This is a genomic window from Xanthomonas translucens pv. undulosa (assembly GCF_017301775.1).
GTDB classification, from domain to species: domain Bacteria; phylum Pseudomonadota; class Gammaproteobacteria; order Xanthomonadales; family Xanthomonadaceae; genus Xanthomonas_A; species Xanthomonas_A translucens.
The window spans coordinates 2428049-2445150 of the sequence record NZ_CP063993.1 but is presented as its reverse complement, the minus strand read 5'-3'; the positions used below and the strand labels follow the sequence as shown (position 1 = coordinate 2445150).

Sequence of the window (17102 nt, the reverse complement as noted above, 5' to 3'; positions counted from 1 at the left end):
TAGTTCTTATCAATCAACGATATGCAGCGGGTTGAGTTTGCAAAAGTGCGCGCATGGCGCGATCTTCGTGGTTACCACACCAATGAGGACGGCAGACCAGGACCATAAAGGGGCCAGAGGGAATATGCATTTCAAACGCATATATCCTCCGGCCCCTTTGTTGGCCGAGGAAGTTTAGCCACGGAATTTACGTCGGCACGAGTGCTTGTCGTGCGCTCGCGGGACTTCCGTCGCCCAGCGCAGCATAAGCGCTGCGCAATGCCTCCACGAAGCGCGCATCGCCCGACAGCGGCGCGAACACGGCGTCCAGCGCAAGGAACGCGTCTACATCGTGGCCTGCATCGCCAGTTGCGCGAGGCCCGATCTCGCTCAGCACCTCGCTCATCGGGTCCACCAGGGCCACGCCATCACGCACCTGCCGCCGCACGAACTGCATCCATGCTGCGATCGGCAGGCACAGGCGGTCGATGCGGCGGCCGGCGGCCAGGGCGTCGGCGATGCTGCCGAGCAGGCGCACCGGGAGTTTCTGCGAGCCGTCCCAGGCGATCTGCGCCAGCCGGTGGGCGATGGCGGGGTTGCGGAAGCGGGCGAGGATGGCGCCGGTGTAGTGCTGCGGGTCGAAGCCGGGCGTCGGTTGCAGCGTCGGTGCGATGTCGTCGCGCATCAGGGTTTCGACGAAGGCGGCCAGTTGCGGGTGGCGCATGGCGTCGGCGACGGTGTCCAGGCCGAGCAGGGAGCCGAGGTAGGCCAGCGCGGAGTGCGGGCCGTTGAGCAGGCGCAGCTTGGCGCGATCGAAGCCGGCGATGTCGTCGCTCAGGGTGACGCCGGCGCGCTCGAAGGCGGGGCGGCCGTTGCAAAAATTGTCTTCGATCACCCATTGGCTGTAGCGCTCGCGCTGGATCGGCCAGGCGTCTTCGCACCCCAGTTGCGCGGCGACGCGTTCGCGCAGGGCGTCGTCGCTGGCCGGGGTGATGCTGTCGACCATCGAGCGCGGGAAGGTGGCTTCGGCTTCGATCCAGGCGGCCAGTGCCGGGTCGAGGGCGTGGGCGAACTGCAGCACGGCGCGGCGCAACTTGCCGCCGTTGTCGGGCAGGTTGTTGCAGCTGAGCACGGTGTACGGCGCCAAGCCCAGGCGCAGGCGTTCGCGCAGGCCGGCGACGAGGTAGCCGATGGCGCTGCGCGGGGCGTGCGCGGCGGCGAGGTCGTGGACGATGTCCGGATGGGCGACGTCGAGTGGTCCGCCGGCCAGGCAGTAGCCTTTTTCGGTGACGGTGAGGGTGACAAGGCGCACTGCCGGGTCGGCCAGGCGGGCGAGGACGGCGGGTTGTTCGTCCTGCGCGCAGAGCACTTCGCGGATGGCGCCGATGATGCGCAGCTCGGGGTGTGCGTCGAGCAGGACGAGGGCGTAGAGGCCGTCCTGCGGGCGCAGGGCGTCGCGCACCTGCGGGCTGTGCAGGGAGACGGCGCTGATCGCCCAATCCGGTTCGTTGGCGAGCAGGTCGTCGATGTAGACGGCCTGGTGGGCGCGGTGGAAGGCGCCGGCGCCGAGGTGGACGATGCCGATGCGGGTGCGGTCCAGGGCGTAGGTTGGGCGGGCGATGGACGGCGGCAGGTTGGGGAGCGCGGCGGCGGTGAGGCGTGGTTCGGTCACGGGAGGTCCAGGAGGAGGATTTTTTCTGTCTGAGGCTTGGTCGGTAGAGCCATCGGGACTGAAGCCCTCCCACAGGGGAGTTGAGGCGAGTTGGGGTTTGGTCGGTGAGGCGGTCGCGGCTGAAGCCGCTCCTACAGGGGATCGCGGGGGTCGGGTGCGTGGTCGGTGACGTGCCTGGCGCTGACCTCAGCCATCCACGGCTACGGCTTCGATGGTGCGAGCGGTGACGGCTCGCACCACAGATCGCGGTTACTGGCGCGGCGTTGCCGCCGCGGCGGGCGGCGGCTGCACGCTGAAGCGCTGGCGTACGCGTACGTCGCTGCTGGAGGCGCCGACCTGCAGTTCGTAGTCGCCCGGGTCCACCACGTAGCCCTTGCGCGCTTCGTCGTAGAGGCGCAGGTCGCTCTGCGGGGAGATGGCAAAACGCACTTCGCGGGTTTCGCCGGGCTGCAGGGCGATGCGCTGGAAGCCGCGCAGGTCCTTGCTCGCGCGTTCGCGCTGCGGCGATAACGGCTGCAGGTACAGTTGCACCACTTCGTCGCCGGCGCGCTGGCCGGTGTTCTTCACCTTCAACGTGGCGTGCAGGCGGCCGTCGGCCGCCAGTTTGCTGCGGTCCAGGCGCAGGTCGGAATAGGCGAACTGCGTGTACGACAGGCCGTGCCCGAACGGGTACAGCGGAGTGCCGGCGAAGTAACGGTAGGTGCGGCCGCGCATGGCGTAGTCGTCGAACGCCGGCAGCGTTTCGCTCTCTTTGTAGAACGTGACCGGCAGGCGGCCGCCGGGGTTGGCGTCGCCGAACAGCACGTCGGCCACGGCGCTGCCGCCGCGTTGGCCGGGGTACCAGGCCAGCAGGATCGCCGGCACGTGCTGCTGCGCCCAGTCGATGGCCAGCGCCGAGCCGGTGGTCAGCACCGCCACCACCGGTTTGCCGGTGCCGTGCAGCGCTTCGAGCAGCGCGCGCTGCGGCTTGGGCAGGCGCAGGTCGGTGCGGTCGCCGCCGGCGAAGCCGGGATAGTTGACCTTCATCTCCTCGCCTTCCACGTCGCCGGTGAGGCCGCCGACGAACACCACCACGTCGGCGCGGCGCGCGGCGTCCAGCGCGTCCTGCAGCGGCGGCTTGGCGCCGGGCTGGCGCCAGGCCAGGCGGATGCCGGCGTCGCGCTCGCCTTCGTAGTACTCCAGGCGCAGGTCGTAGGCGCGGCCGGCCTCCAGGCGCACATCGACGCCGTCGACATGCAGGCGGTCGCTGGCGCTCCAGCGGTCGATCAGGCGCTTGCCGTCCAGGTAGAGCCGCACGCCATCGTCGGCCGCTGTTTCCAGGTGGTAGGTACCGGCCGCCGGCGGCACCAGCGTTCCGCTCCAGCGGATGCTGAAGTTGTCGGCCGGGATGGCCTGGTCCGGCCCGGCTTCGCCGCGCGCGAGCAGGGTGTCGGTGGGCGAGCCGCGGTCCCACTTGAAACCGATCTGCGCATCGGTGCGCACCAGCGCCGGGGTGCCGGACAGGTCGCGGTTGCGGAAATATTCGCCGCGCAGGCCGCGCTCGGGCGAGTCGGCCGACGGGCGCAGGTACTGCGGTTCGATCAGCGGCGTGGCGGCGGGATCGTCGCGGCCTTCGACCAGATCGGCGCCGCGCGCGTACAGCACTTCGGCATCGGGCGCGGCTTCGCGGATGCCCTGCAGCACAGTGACGGGCGCGGCCGGGGTGCCGTAGTAATTGCCGAGCAGCGCCATGGTGTCGTCGGCGGTGGGGCCGACCACGGCGATGCGCTTGATCTTCGCTCGCGACAACGGCAGCACACCGTCGTTCTTCAGCAGCACCAGCGATTCGCGTGCGGTGCGCCGCGCCAGTGCGTCGTGTTCGGGCGACTGGTTGGCCGAGAGGGGAATCTGCGCCCAAGCCAGTTTTTCCGGCGGATCGAACATGCCCAGGCGCATGCGCGAATACATCAGCTTCTGCAAGGCATTGTCGACGTCGGCTTCGCTGATCAGGCCCTTGCGCACGGCGGTGGGCAGCGTGGAGTACTCCGCGCCGCATTCCAGTTCGGTGCCGTGCTTCACCGCCAGCGCGGCGGCTTCCTCGCGGGTGGCGACAATCTTGTGGTTCTTCCAGATATCCACGATCGCCCAGCAGTCGGACACCACATAGCCGTCGAAGCCCCACCGATCGCGCAGCACGTCGCGCAGCAGGAACTTGCTGGCGCTGGCCGATTCGCCGAATACGCGGTTATAAGCGCCCATCACCGAGTCCACCTTCCCTTCCTTGACCATCGCTTCGAACGCCGGCAGGTAGGTCTCGTAGAGGTCGCGCTGCGAGGGGTGCGCATCGAAGTGGTGGCGGTCGGCTTCCGGGCCGCTGTGCACGGCGAAGTGCTTGGCGGTGGCGTCGAGCTTGCGGTACGTCTCGCCTTGCGCGTTCTTCGGCGCATCCGCGCCTTCGCCCTGCAGGCCCTGCACGAAGGTCACGCCCATGCGCGCGGTGAGGAACGGATCCTCGCCGTAGGTTTCCTGGCCGCGGCCCCAGCGCGGGTCGCGGAAGATGTTGATGTTCGGCGACCAGAAGGTCAGGCCCTGGTAGCGCGCGTGCTGATCGTGGCGCAGGGCCTCGTGGTGCTTGGCGCGCGCCTCGTCGCTGATCGCGGTGGAGACTTCGTGCATCAGCGGCACATCGAACGTCGCCGCCATGCCGATCGCCTGCGGGAACACGGTGGCGCCGCCGGCGCGGGCCACGCCGTGCAGCGCCTCGTTCCACCAGTCGTAGGCTGGCACGCCCAGGCGCGGGATCGCCGGCGCGGCGTTCTGCATCTGCGCGGCTTTTTCCTCCAGCGTCATCCGCGCGACGAGGTCGGCGGCGCGCTGCTCGAAGCTGCGCTGGGTGTCCAGGTACGGCGGCGCTTGCGCGGCGGGCGCCGCGCACGGCGCGATGGCCAACAGCAGGGCCAGCGTCGCTAGGCGGCGGCCATGTCCTTGGTGCGGCGCAGTCTCGGTGTGCATTGCCTACTCCTTGCTGGATCGATCCGGTTCGCGGCGGGCGTACGGCCCGAGGGTGGTGCCGGTGAAACCGCCGGCCACGGCGGTGCTGAGCATCGCCGCATCGTCGTCGCGGCGCAGCCACTGCCAGTCCTGGCCATCGGCGGCGAAAGCGAAGCCATAGCGGCCGCCGTCGCCGGCGATCTTCAGGCGCAGCGCGCCCTTGGCATCGACCGTACTGCGCGCGACGGTGGTCGTGCGCTTGCCGTCGCGCTTGTCGAGGAACACTTCGGCGCGCGCGCCGCGGCGGCGCACGCCGAGCGCGTACCAGGCATCGGCATTCTGGAACGCGGCCAGGCCGGCGACCAGGCCCGGCTGCGCCGGTATCTGCACGGCGGTGCTGGCGTCGAAGCGCGTGTGCTGCTGCCGGTAGGCCAGGAATGCCGGATTGCCGCTGCCGTCCAGGCCTTGCGTATCGGGTTGCAGCGTCAGCCAGCCCGGGCGGGCGCGCAGGTCGAGCCATTCGCGCTTGGGCGTGCGCAGCAGCAGCCAGCGCGGATCGCGGCGCGGCGCATCGAAATCGTCGCGCCAGGTGAAGTTGCCGCTCAGGGGCGCGGTATCGGCCTCGGCACGCAGCCCGGCCGGCCCCGGCGCGATGTAGGGAATCGGCTGCCCGGCGGGCAGGATCGACGGCCAGCCGTCGTGCCAGGTGACCGGCAGCAGGAAGGTCTCGCGGCCGGTGTTGTAGCGATCCTGTGCGTACGGGCGGCTGGCCAGGAACAGCGCCCACCACGTGCCGTCGGGGCCTTCGACCAGGTCGGCATGGCCGGCGTTGCTGATCGGGTTGGCGCGCTCGGCGGGCAGGTCGCGCTGGGTCAGGATCGGATTGTGCGGCGCCGGTTGGTACGGGCCCCACGGCGTGCGGCTGCGCAGCGCCACCTGCGAATGCTGCGGGCCGGTGCCGCCTTCGGCGCAGGACAGCAGGTACCAGCCGTCGCGCTTGTACAGGTGCGGGCCTTCGATCCAGATCGGCTTGCTGGCCAGGTCGGTGCCGCCATTGACCAGCACCTGGCGCGGGCCGACGGGCTGCATGCGCGCCAGGTCGAAGCGCTGCATCCAGATCGCGCGGTGGCCTTCGTACAACGGCGCGCCGTCCGGCGGGCCGTTGTTGAGCAGGTAGGCGCTGCCGTCGTCGTCGAAGAACAGCGACGGGTCGATGCCGTCGATGTCCGGCAGCCAGTGCAGCGGCGACCACGGCCCGGCCGGGTCGTCCGCCGTGGCGATGAAGTTGCCGCCGCTGTCGACCGCGGTGCCGACCACGTAGAAGCGGCCATCATGGTGCGCGATGCTGGCGGCGAACATGCCGCGCGACACGCGCAGGCCGTCGTAGTCCAGCTGCCCGGCGCGCTCGACCACGTTGCCGACCTGCCGCCAGTGCACCAGGTCGCGGCTCTCGAACACCGGCAGCGCCGGGAAATAGGCGAAGCTGGAATTGACCAGGTAGTAGCGGTCGCCGGCGCGGACGACGCTGGGATCGGGATGGAAGCCAGCCAGCACCGGATTGCGGTAATGGCCGGGCGGCAACGGCGCGGCGAACACCGCATCGTCGCCGCGGTATTCGAACCAATCGAATTCGGCGATGTTTGCGGCACGCCCGCGCTGCGCCGATGCCGCCTGCAGCACCATGACACACAGCAGCGCCAACACCAGTGCGCGTCCCCAGCGCATGCGCCTCACCAGTCCCACATCGCGCCGTCTTCCAGCCGCGCCACCGGCAGCTGCTTGGGCGCGTACGGATAGCGTGCGGCCAGGGCTTCGTCGATGTCCACGCCATGCCCGGGCGTCTGGCCGCAATGCAGGCGGCCGGCATGGAAGCTGTAGTCGTGCGGGAACACCGCGTTGGCTTCGTCGGAATGGAACATGTATTCCTGGATGCCGAAGTTGGGCACCCAGGTGTCGAAGTGCAGCGCCGCGCCCATGCACACCGGCGACACGTCGGTGGCGCCGTGGAAGCCGGTGCGCACCTGGTGCAGCGCGGCGAAGTCGGCCAGCCGGCGCACATGGGTGATGCCGCCGGCATGCACGATGGTGGTACGGATGTAGTCGATCAGCTGCTGTTCGATCAGGTGCTTGCAGTCCCAGATCGCGTTGAACACCTCGCCCACCGCCAGCGGTGTCACCGAGTGCTGGCGGATGGTCTCGAAGGCGCGCTGGTTTTCCGCGGGGGTGGCGTCTTCCAGCCAGAACAGCCGGTACGGCTCCAGGTCGCGCGCCAGCCGTGCCGCTTCGATCGGGGTCAGCCGGTGGTGCGCGTCGTGCAGCAGTTCGATCTCGTCGCCATGGTCGGCGCGCAGCTGTTCGAACAGCTTGGGTACCACACTGAGATAGCGCGGGGTGGACCATACGGTCTCGGTCGGCAGCGCGCTCTCGGCCGGTTCATAGGGCTTGCCGCCGCTGGAGATGCCGTAGGTCTTCTTGATCCCGGGCACGCCGCATTGCGCGCGGATGGCGATGAAGCCGAGTTCGCGGAAACGGGCCACTTCCTCGCTGGTCTCGGCGATGTCGCGGCCGTTGGCGTGGCCGTAGACCAGCGCGCCCTCGCGCGAGCGCCCGCCCAGCAGCTGGTACAGCGGCATGCCGGCCATCTTGCCGAGGATGTCCCACAGCGCCACGTCCACTGCGGCGATCGCGGTCATCGTCACCGGGCCGCGCCGCCAGTACGCGCCGCGGTAGAAGAACTGCCAGATGTCCTCGATGCGGCCGGCATCGCGGCCGATCAGGTTCGGCGCCACGTGGTCCTGCAGGTAGGACGCCACCGCCAGTTCGCGGCCGTTGAGGGTGGCGTCGCCCAGGCCGTACACGCCGGAGCGGGTGACAATTTTGAGGGTGACGAAATTGCGCCCCGGGCAGCTGACGATGACCCGCGCCTCGACGATCTCGCGATCGCGGGCCGAGCCGTGGGCGGAAGAAGCGCTATCGGAAGTCTGGGTCATCGCGAATCGCTCACGGGGAAGAAGCCGCGGACGGGAGGGAACGTTCGAACGGACCGGCCGGCAGCCCGGCGCGGTCGAACAGGGTGCACACCGGGCTGTCGGCCCAGCAGTAGCGCACGCGGGTGGGCGCGGCGCCGGCCGGCACCGGCAGGCGCACGCTGCGGCCGTGCAGTTCGGCCTGCGCATAGCGGCAGCTGCCGGATGCCGCGCCGCATAGTTCGAAACCGATCGGCGTATCCGCGCTATAGGTCTGCAATGCGCCATCGACGTCGTCGAAATCGACCACCAGCGCCGTGCCGTCGCGGCGCAGCGCGCGCGGCACCGGCCCCGATGCTGCCAGCGCCTCGCCGTAGACCACGTGCCGCGCCGCGCGCGCCAGGCGGCGGCCGAGTTCCTGCTTGTTGGCCGGATGGATGTCGTAGCGGTCGCCGATGTCGATCGCCACCGCCAGGCCGGCATGCGGATCGGCGGCGACGAAGCGCCGTTGCGCCTCGCGCAGCTGCGCCCAACCGCTGTCGCCGGGCTGGGTGGGCGGCGCGCCGTAGTTGGCCAGTTGCACCAGCAGCAGCGGCAATTGCGCGCCGAAGCGCTGCCGCCAGTCGCGCTGCCAAGCGTCGAGCAGCGCTGGATACTCCGCCGCAGCGCCGGTGTTGGATTCGCCCTGGTACCACAGCACGCCGCGCAGGCCGACCCGGCCCAGCGGCGCGATCATGCCGTTGGACAGCGTGGTCAGGCCCGCGGCCGAAGACCACGGCGCGCGCGGCGGCGTACCCAGTTGCGGCGGCACGATGCGGTACTGCCATCCGGCCAGCGCCACCCGGCTGCCGTCGCCCAGTTGCAGCTGTTGCGCCTGCGCATCGCCGAGCAGGCCGCCGCGGCGGTAGCTGTTGTACACGTTGACCACCATGGTGTTCTTGCCCGCGTGCAGCACGCCGCGCGGCAGGCGGTAGCTGCGCGGCTGGTCGGCGCCGTAGCTGCTGCCCACCGCCTGGCCGTTGACCCAGGTCTGGTCGAGTTCGTCCACCGGCCCCAGCGCCAGCGTCGCCGGCTGTTTCGCTTGCTCTGCGCTCAGCGTGACCGTGCTGCGGTACCAGACCATGCCGTTGAAATTGACCAGCTGCGGCACGCCCCAGTCGTCCCAGGCGCCCAGCGCCGCCGGTGCGTCGCGCCAGTCGCCGCTGGCATCGTCCGGCCGCCACGGCGCGCCGCTGCCGTGCGCGCGCCACCACGTCTCCCAAAGCTGGCCCCAGCGCGGCGCCGCCTGCTGCGGATCTTTGGCGTAGCGCGCCAGTACGTCCAGCGCCGGCGCGTTGCCGTCCACCTTGCGCAGGGCCGCATCGCCGATCCACGCCTGCATCTGCGAACCGCCCCAGGAGGCGTTGATCAGCCCCATCGGCACGTCCACGGTCTTGCGCAGTTCGCGGGCGAAGTAATAGCAGGCCGCGGAAAACGCGCCCACCGTCTCCGGCGTGGTCGGCTGCCACGCGGTCGCGCCGCCGAACTGCGCCTGCGGGGTCGGGCTGGACTGCGCCGGTACCTTGAACATGCGGATCGCTGGCTGCTGCGCATCGGCGATCTCGCTGCGCGTATCCAGCGTGCGCTGCACCGGCAGTTCCATGTTCGACTGGCCCGAACACAGCCACACGTCGCCGAGCAGCACGTCGGCGGCGCGCTGCACGCGGCCGTGCGCGGTGCTGGCCTGCAGGGTATACGGCCCGCCTGCCGGCAGCGGCGCCAGCTGGGCCTGCCAGCGGCCCTGGCGGTCGGCGCGCGCCTGCACGCGCTGCTGCGCCAGCTGCACGGTCACCGTCTCGCCCGCCGCGGCCTGCCCCCAGACGCGGATCGGCGCATCGCGCTGCAGCACCGCGTGGTCCTGGAACAGGGCATTCAACAACGGTGCGGCGTCGGCATGCGCGAACGCGGGCACGCACAGCGCCGCCAGCAGCAGGCGGCGGGCGATGTGGACAGCGTAACGGTGCGGCGTCATTTCGGATTTCCCGGTGCGTACGGAAACGACAGCGATTGGTAATACGCCAGCGGATGCGGCGGCGGCGCGGTGCCCGGCGGCAGCGCGCGGCCCGACACCTGTTGCCAATAGGCAATGCTGGCATCGCGCCACCACTGCGCCTCGCGCTGCTGGATCGCCAGGAAATCGGCGACCTGGCGATAACGTTGCGCGTCCACGTACGGCGCCAGCCCGGCCCAGGTGGCGCGCATCCGCGCCACCTGGGCCACGCCGTGGTCGTAGCGGCCGATCAGCTCCTCCCACAACGGCCGCCCCGAGGCCATGCGATGGTCCCAGGGGACGTGGTGGAACCACAGCAAATAGTCTTCCGGCACCGTGCGCAGGTCACCGAAGCGGCGCGCCAGCGGCGGCGCATACTGCGCCACCGCGTTGCTGCCGGTCGCGCTGCGGTCGAAACCGATGCCGTTGCGGTCGGCGCGGTGGTAGTACACCGGGTCCCAGTCCGGGCGCGCGCTGCCCGCATCCCACGGCGCCGGGCCGTAGTGGTGGCCGCGGCCCATCAGGTGATGCAGGCCAAGCGGGGTCATGTAGTCGACCGCCGCTTCGTGCGAGGCCATCATCATGCCGACCACCGGCGCGACCAGCGCCGGATCGTTGCCGAACGTCATCCGCACCCAATCCTCGGCGATGGCCTGCGCATCGCCCTGCGGATCCCAGGCCAGCCGTCCGAACGCGTACCAGTTGGCCTGGTCGAAGATCGAGCCGCACCAGTTGCGGTCCGCGCCGATGTTGGCGACCCCGGCGATGCCGCTGAGCGCATGCCCGTCCACGGCGCCCTCCACCACCCGCGCCACCGTCGCGCGCTTGCCGCGCCGCGTGTCCGCTTGCAGGGTTTCCTGGTACAGCGTACCGAGGTAGACCAGGTGCGTGGCGAAACCCAGGTACTCCTTGGTGATCTGGAACTCCAGCATCAGCGGCGTCTTCGGCATCGCGCCGAACAACGGATGGAACGGCTCGCGCGGCTGGAAGTCGATGGCGCCGTTCTTGACCTGCACCACCACGTTGTCGTGGAACTTGCCGTCCAGCGGCACGAACTCGCCATAGGCCTGCTTGGCGCGGTCATCCGGCTGCTGGTGCGCATAGACGAAGGCCCGCCACATCACCACCCCGCCATGCGGCGCCAGCGCGTCGGCGAGCATGTTGGCGCCGTCGGCGTGGCTGCGCCCGTAGTCCTGCGGGCCGGGCTGGCCTTCGGAATTGGCCTTGACCAGGAAGCCGCCGAAATCGGGGATGCGCCCGTAGATCTCGTCCGCCTTGACCCGCCACCAGCGTTGCACCGCCGGGTCCAGCGGATCGGCGCTGCGCAGTCCGCCGATTTCGATCGGCGCGCTGAAGCGCGCACTCAGATACACGCGGATGCCGTACGGGCGCAGCACCGCAGCCAGCGCCGCGGTCTTGTCCAGGTAGGCCACGGTCAGGCTCACGGCCTCGGCGTTGACGTTGTTCAGCACCGCGCCGTTGATGCCGATCGAGGCGTTGGCGCGCGCGTAGTCGGTGTAGCGTGGGTCGATGTAATCGGGCAGTTTCTGCCAGCCCCAGAGCGAAGCGCCGGCGTAGCCGCGTTCGACCACCCCGTCCAGGTTGTCCCAGTGATCGAGCACGCGCAGCTTCACCCGCGGCGCATCGCGCAGCGCCAGCGGCGCCGGCGCCTGCCCGGTCTGCAGCAGGCGCAAGAAGCGGAACGCCGCGTACAGCACGCCGCGCTCGCCACCGCCGACGATCGCGGTGAGCGGGCGGCCATCGACCACCACGCTGCGGATCAGGTAGCCCTCTTCGCCCAGGCCGCGCGTGTCCAGCCGCAGCCGCGCGATCGCCGGCGTGGCCGGGGTACCGAGCACGATCGCACCGGCACGCTCTGCGCTTGCCGCCAGCGGCGGCGCGGCGCCGAGCAGGCCGCCCAGGCCACGGCGCAGTTCGTCGCGCGCGGCGCGCTGCATCGGCGTGTCGGCGCCGGCCACCAGCTCCGTGGCGGCCGCGCGCCATGGCGCGGCCTGCGCCTCGGCCAGCGGCTGGTAGCGCAACCATAGGTCGTAGCCGTCCTCGGCCTGCGCCACGGCAATCGGCACCAGAAGCGCCAGCCACAGGCAGGCGCTGCGCAGCCAAGCGCCGCGCCGCGGGCGCCGACGCTGCAGCGCGCGCAACCGCCGGTAGCCGCTCATGCGCGCGCCCGCTGGCACGATGCCGGCGCCCCCCTGCGGTCGCCGCTCACCCGGCTTCCCGGTACCATGCAGGCCTCACTCGTGGCGGGATCCACACCGTGTCGCGGCGGCGCCGCAGACGCGGCTGGCGCGGCACGTTCCCGGTCGCGATCCACGCCCGCAAGCCAATGAAGAGGCGCATCTTGGAGAAGGTCAGGAAATCGGTTCGCCGCAAGAGCCTCGCCGTGACCATCGACGAGGTGGCCGCACTGGCCAAGGTCTCGCCGATGACCGTGTCGCGGGTGATCAACGGCCAGGGCAACGTGCGCGACAGCACCCGCGAACAGGTCATGCGCGCGGTCGACACGCTCGGCTACACGCCGAACCTGGCGGCCAGCGTGCTGGCCGCCGCGCAGAGCACCCGGGTCGCGCTGATCTACAGCAATCCCAGCGGCGCCTACCTGGGCGAACTGCTGGTCGGGGTGCTGCGCGCGGCTTCGCGCACCTCGATCCAGGTGGTGATGGACTACTGGGACGACCTCGGCGCCGAAGCCGAACGCAAGGCCGCGCGCAAGCTGGCCAAGAGCGGCGTGGCCGGGGTGATCCTGCCGCCGCCGCTGTGCGAATCGGATGCAGCGATCCGCGAGTTGGTCCGCGCCAAGGTGCCGGTGGTGGCGATCGCCTCCGACCGCTTCAGCGACCAGGTCGCCTGCGTGCGCATCAACGAATTCAACGCCAGCAAGGACATCACCGCCTACCTGATCGCGCAGGGCCACACCCGCATCGGCTACATCGCCGGCCGCTCCAACCTGTCGGCCAGCGCGCGCCGCTTCGAAGGCTTCCAGGCGGCGCTGGCCGAGGCCGGACTGCGCCTGGACCGGCACCTGCTGCAGCCGGGCGACTACACCTACCGCTCCGGCCTGGACGCCGCCGAGAAACTGCTGTCGGGCCGCCATCGGCCCAGCGCCATCATCGCCAGCAACGACGACATGGCCGCCGCCGCGATCTCGGTCGCGCATCGGCGCGGCCTGGATGTGCCGCGCGACCTGTCGGTGGTCGGCTTCGACGACACCTCCGCCGCGACCACCGTGTGGCCGGAGCTGACCACCATCCGCCAGCCGATCGCGGCCATGGCCGATGCGGCGATCGACATCCTGTTGCGCAGCATCCGCAGCAAGGAATGCACGGCTCGCACGAAGATCGATCATGTGCTCGCTCATCAGCTGATCAAGCGCGATTCGGTCGCCGCACCGGCCGCCCCGCGCCCCGAACGGCGCTGACACGACGGCGGGCGGCAGGTTGCGCATCAGCGGATCAGATACTGGTTGATCAGGTTCTCGTAGGCTTCCTGGCGGCCGCTCACCTGCGCCGGCGCGCCGGCCTTGGCCGCGTGCGCCGCCAGGTCCGCCAGCGTGCTGCGGCCGGCCGCGAACGCCGCGCCGGCGCCGCTGTCGAAGCTGCTGTAACGCTCGGCGCGCCATTGCTCAAGCGGCGAGGACGTCAGCAGCGCATGGGCCACTTCCAGCCCGCGCGCGAACGCGTCCATGCCGCCGATGTGCGCCAGGAACAGGTCCTGCGGATCGGACGACTCGCGCCGCACCTTGGCATCGAAGTTCAGCCCGCCCGGCGCCAGCCCGCCCTGCCGCAGCACCACCAGCATCGCCCCGACCGTGTCGTACAGGTCGGTCGGGAACTGGTCGGTGTCCCAGCCGTTCTGCGGGTTGCCGCGGTTGGCGTCGATGCTGCCGAGCAGGCCCGCATCGGACGCCACCTGCAGGTCGTGCTCGAAGCTGTGACCCGACAGCGTGGCGTGGTTGGCCTCGATGTTGAGCTTGAAGTCCTGGTCCAGCCCATGCTGGCGCAGGAAGCCGATCACCGTGGCGCTGTCGAAGTCGTACTGGTGCTTCATCGGCTCCATCGGCTTGGGCTCGATCAGGAAATTGCCGGTGAAGCCGATGCTGCGCCCGTAGTCGCGGGCGATCGTGAGGAAGCGCGCCATGTTGTCCTGCTCGCGCTTCATCTGCGTGTTGTGCAGGCTGGCATAGCCTTCGCGGCCGCCCCAGAACACGTAGTTCTCGCCGCCCAGCTCGACGGTGGCATCCAGCGCGGCCTTGACCTGCACCGCCGCGCGCGCGACCACGTTGAAATCCGGGTTGGTCGAAGCGCCGTTCATGTAACGCGGATGCGAAAACAGGTTGGCGGTGCCCCACAGCAGCTTGATGCCGGTGTCGGCCTGGCGCTGCTTGGCGATGCCGACCATATGCCGGAGGTTCTTCTCGTACTGGCCCACATCGTCCGCGTCCGGCGCCAGATCGATATCGTGGAAGCAGTAGTACGGCACGCCGAGCTTGGTGAAGAATTCGAACGCCGCATCGGCCTTGGCCTCGGCGCGGCCCAGCGCATCGCTGCCGGCGTCCCACGGATAGGCGCGCGTACCCGGACCGAACGGATCGGCACCGTTGCCGCAGAAGCTGTGCCAGTAGGCGACGGCGAAGCGCAGGTGCTCGGCCATGGTCTTGTCGCCGATGCGCTTGTGCGCGTCGTAGACCTTGAATGCCAGCGGATTGTCCGAGGCCTTGCCTTCGAACGCGATGCGGCCGATGCCCGGGAAGTATTCCTTGGCGCCGATGTAGAAGGAGTTGCTCATGGGAGAGGGAATCCTGTCGAGTGGGAGGAAGAGGATGCGCGTTGCTGTCGCGCGGGCGCAGCGGCGGCGATCGGCGGGAGGGACGCGGGCACGAAGAGAGGCAGGGGCGCCGGCGCCGGAACGCGCGCGGCATGATCGCCATGATCGGCCAGCGCAGCGGTGCTGCGGGTGATGCAGGCGCAGTCCTGGACAGCGGCGCAGGAGCGAACGTACCTTTGCGCGAGGCAATCCGATCGCCTCGCCCACCGCACGATATGCGACGCGATGGTAGCGCTACCAGAAACCGCGCTAAAAAAGCATCGCTGCGGAGGAAAGCCGACGGGGCCATCAGATGCGGTTCGCAAGCGGGGGGACAGGCGGACTTTACCCAGCCCATCGGCGAAACGCTTGCTGCGCTGCGCCATCGCTGCGCACAGCGTGCGCGCCAGCACACTCGCGCCGCGCACCTTCCCGCGCTTGGCGCTGCACGGCGCCAGGAGACGCGATCCGCGGCACACGTTGTCTACAATGCGCGCCAATGACACCTACGCCCCTGCCCCTGCCACAACGCCTCGCCGATCCCGCCCCGCGCGCGCGCCGCGCGCCGTCGGCGCTGGGCAAGCGCCTGTGCCGGCAGGTCGGCCAAGCCATTGCCGATTTCGGCATGATCGAAGCCGGCGACAAGGTGATGGTGTGCCTGTCCGGCGGCAAGGACAGCTACACCCTGCTGGACATCCTGCTGCAGCTGCAGCGCAAGGCGCCGGTGCCGTTCGAACTGGTCGCGGTGAACCTGGACCAGAAGCAGCCCGGCTTTCCCGCCGACGTGCTGCCCGACTACCTGCGCACGCTCGGCGTGGCCTGGCACGTGATCGAGCAGGACACCTATTCGGTGGTCAGCCGCGTGGTGCCCGAGGGCAAGACCATGTGTTCGCTGTGCTCGCGGCTGCGCCGCGGCGCGCTGTACCGTTATGCCGCCGAAAACGGCATCAGCAAGATCGCGCTGGGCCACCACCGCGACGACCTCGTCGCCACCTTCTTCATGAACCTGTTCTTCCACGCCAGGCTCGCCGCGATGGCGCCGAAGCTGCGCAGCGACGACGGCCGCCACGTGGTGATCCGGCCGCTGGCCTACGTGCGTGAGGCCGACATCGCCGAGTACGCGCAGGCGCGCGGCTTCCCGCTGATCCCGTGCACGCTGTGCGGCAGCCAGGACAACCTGCAGCGGCGCCAGGTCGGGCGGATGCTGCAGCAATGGGACCGCGAGCATCCCGGCCGCATCGAGCAGATCGCGCGCGCCATGGGCAACGTGCAGCCGGCGCAGCTGGCCGACCCGGCGCTGTTCGATTTCCGCACGCTCGGCGCTGCCGACGCCGCACCGACCACGGCCTGGCCGCTCGACAACGACGCGTGAGGCCGCCGCCGGCGCTGCGCGCGCGCCGCTGAACCGCGCGTTGCGGTATCCGGGCAGGAGCGATGCGACAATGCCCGCAGCCCACCCTGCGCACGGCGCCGGGCCGTTCCGTTTCCTTCTGCTGGATGCTCGATGTTCTTTCGCAACCTGACCCTGTTCCGCTTCCCCACCACCCTCGACTTCGCCGAGATCGACAAGCTCCTGCCGGAGGTGCAGCTCAAGCCGGTCGGCCCGTTGGAAATGAGCTCGCGCGGCTTCATCTCCCCGTTCGGCCGCGACGAGCGCGAAGTGCTGTCGCACCGCATCGCCGAGTTCCTGTGGCTGACCGTCGGCGGCGAGGACAAGATCCTGCCCGGCTCGGTGGTCAACGACCTGCTCGAGCGCAAGGTCGCCGAGATCGAGGAGAAGGAAGGGCGCCGGCCCGGTGGCAAGGCGCGCAAGCGGCTCAAGGACGACCTGATCCACGAATTGCTGCCGCGCGCCTTCGTCAAGTCCTCGCGCACCGACGCGATGCTCGACCTGCAGCACGGCTACGTCGCGGTGGACACCTCCAGCCGCAAGAGCGGCGAGAACGTGATGTCCGAGATCCGCGGCGTCCTCGGCAGCTTCCCGGCGCTGCCGCTGAACGCGGAAGTGGCGCCGCGCTCGATCCTGACCGGCTGGATCGCCGGCGAGCCCCTGCCCGAAGGCCTGAGCCTGGGCGAAGAATGCGAGATGAAGGATCCGATCGAAGGCGGCGCGGTGGTCAAATGCCAGCACCAGGAACTGCGCTGCGACGAGATCGACAAGCACCTGGAAGCCGGCAAGCAGGTCACCAAGCTGGCACTGATCCTGGACGACCACGTCTCCTTCGTGCTCGGCGACGACCTGGTGATCCGCAAGCTGAAGTTCCTCGACGGCGCCCTGGACCAGCTGGAGAACGCCGACCAGGACGGCGTACGCGCCGAACTGGACGCCCGCTTCGCGCTGATGAGCGCCGAAGTGCGGCGCTTGTTCCTGCTGCTGGAAGAGGCGTTGAAGCTGAGCAAGGCGGACAGCTGAGGCGAGGCCGGCACATCCCGGCGGATCGCGCCTCGATCTATCGGCCCAGACAGGCACCGAAGCCGGCCCATTTCCCGGCTGCGTTCGTCGCGGCTGAAGCCGCTCCTACACAAGCCGCGCGCCTGCTGGCCGGGTGCAGTGTAGGAGGGGCTTCAACCCCGACCGGCAGCTACCCGAAGCCGGGTAACTTCCCGACTCCGTTCGCCGTGACTGAAGTCGCTCCCACAAGGGAGTACCAGCATGCTGGCT

10 protein-coding genes are annotated in these 17102 nt (G+C 70.0%); 3 read left to right on the top strand and 7 right to left on the bottom strand.

The window, feature by feature from the left end; all coding sequences use genetic code 11:
- Positions 1-187: 187 nt before the first annotated feature.
- The 6 genes from ISN38_RS10345 to ISN38_RS10320 all read right to left on the bottom strand — a co-directional run bounded on the left by ISN38_RS10345 (position 188) and on the right by ISN38_RS10320 (position 11769).
- Positions 188-1651 (bottom strand): mannitol dehydrogenase family protein, encoded by a 1464-nt coding sequence (locus ISN38_RS10345; RefSeq protein WP_108085269.1) that lies wholly within the window; start codon positions 1649-1651, stop codon positions 188-190.
- Positions 1652-1900: 249 nt separating this feature from the next.
- On the bottom strand, positions 1901-4642 hold the full coding sequence (locus tag ISN38_RS10340; RefSeq protein ID WP_058363723.1) for a glycoside hydrolase family 3 protein: 2742 nt from the start codon (positions 4640-4642) through the stop codon (positions 1901-1903).
- A gap of 3 nt (positions 4643-4645) precedes the next feature.
- Complete coding sequence (locus tag ISN38_RS10335) at positions 4646-6322, bottom strand: glycoside hydrolase family 43 protein (RefSeq protein ID WP_425509982.1); 1677 nt, start codon at positions 6320-6322, stop codon at positions 4646-4648.
- A gap of 29 nt (positions 6323-6351) precedes the next feature.
- Positions 6352-7611, bottom strand: a complete 1260-nt coding sequence (manD, locus tag ISN38_RS10330) for a D-mannonate dehydratase ManD (protein ID WP_206711790.1) — start codon at positions 7609-7611, stop codon at positions 6352-6354.
- Between the two features lie 10 nt (positions 7612-7621).
- A complete protein-coding gene (locus ISN38_RS10325) occupies positions 7622-9598 on the bottom strand; it encodes a sialate O-acetylesterase (RefSeq protein WP_206711789.1) in 1977 nt (658 codons plus the stop codon).
- Positions 9595-11769 (bottom strand): alpha-glucuronidase family glycosyl hydrolase, encoded by a 2175-nt coding sequence (locus ISN38_RS10320; RefSeq protein ID WP_425509981.1) that lies wholly within the window; start codon positions 11767-11769, stop codon positions 9595-9597. Before ISN38_RS10320 ends, ISN38_RS10325 begins: the two co-directional genes overlap by 4 nt.
- Positions 11770-11963: 194 nt before the next feature.
- Here ISN38_RS10320 and ISN38_RS10315 point away from each other — a divergent pair, with 194 nt between their 5' ends.
- Entirely contained in the window at positions 11964-13055 is a 1092-nt protein-coding gene (locus ISN38_RS10315; RefSeq protein ID WP_206711788.1) for a LacI family DNA-binding transcriptional regulator, read from the top strand.
- Positions 13056-13081: 26 nt separating this feature from the next.
- On the opposite strand, the gene xylA is transcribed toward ISN38_RS10315, so the two are convergent.
- Positions 13082-14422, bottom strand: coding sequence for a xylose isomerase (gene xylA, locus ISN38_RS10310; RefSeq protein WP_047325492.1), 1341 nt, complete (start codon positions 14420-14422; stop codon positions 13082-13084).
- Positions 14423-14939: 517 nt separating this feature from the next.
- Here xylA and ttcA point away from each other — a divergent pair.
- Together ttcA and ISN38_RS10300 are read left to right on the top strand one after the other, a co-directional pair.
- Positions 14940-15812 (top strand): tRNA 2-thiocytidine(32) synthetase TtcA, encoded by an 873-nt coding sequence (gene ttcA, locus ISN38_RS10305; protein ID WP_206711787.1) that lies wholly within the window; start codon positions 14940-14942, stop codon positions 15810-15812.
- 132 nt (positions 15813-15944) lie between these two features.
- Positions 15945-16853 carry a recombination-associated protein RdgC gene (locus ISN38_RS10300; RefSeq protein WP_003469897.1) on the top strand — a complete coding sequence of 303 codons (909 nt, stop codon included), beginning with the start codon at positions 15945-15947 and terminating at the stop codon, positions 16851-16853.
- The last annotated feature ends 249 nt before the right edge of the window (positions 16854-17102 follow it).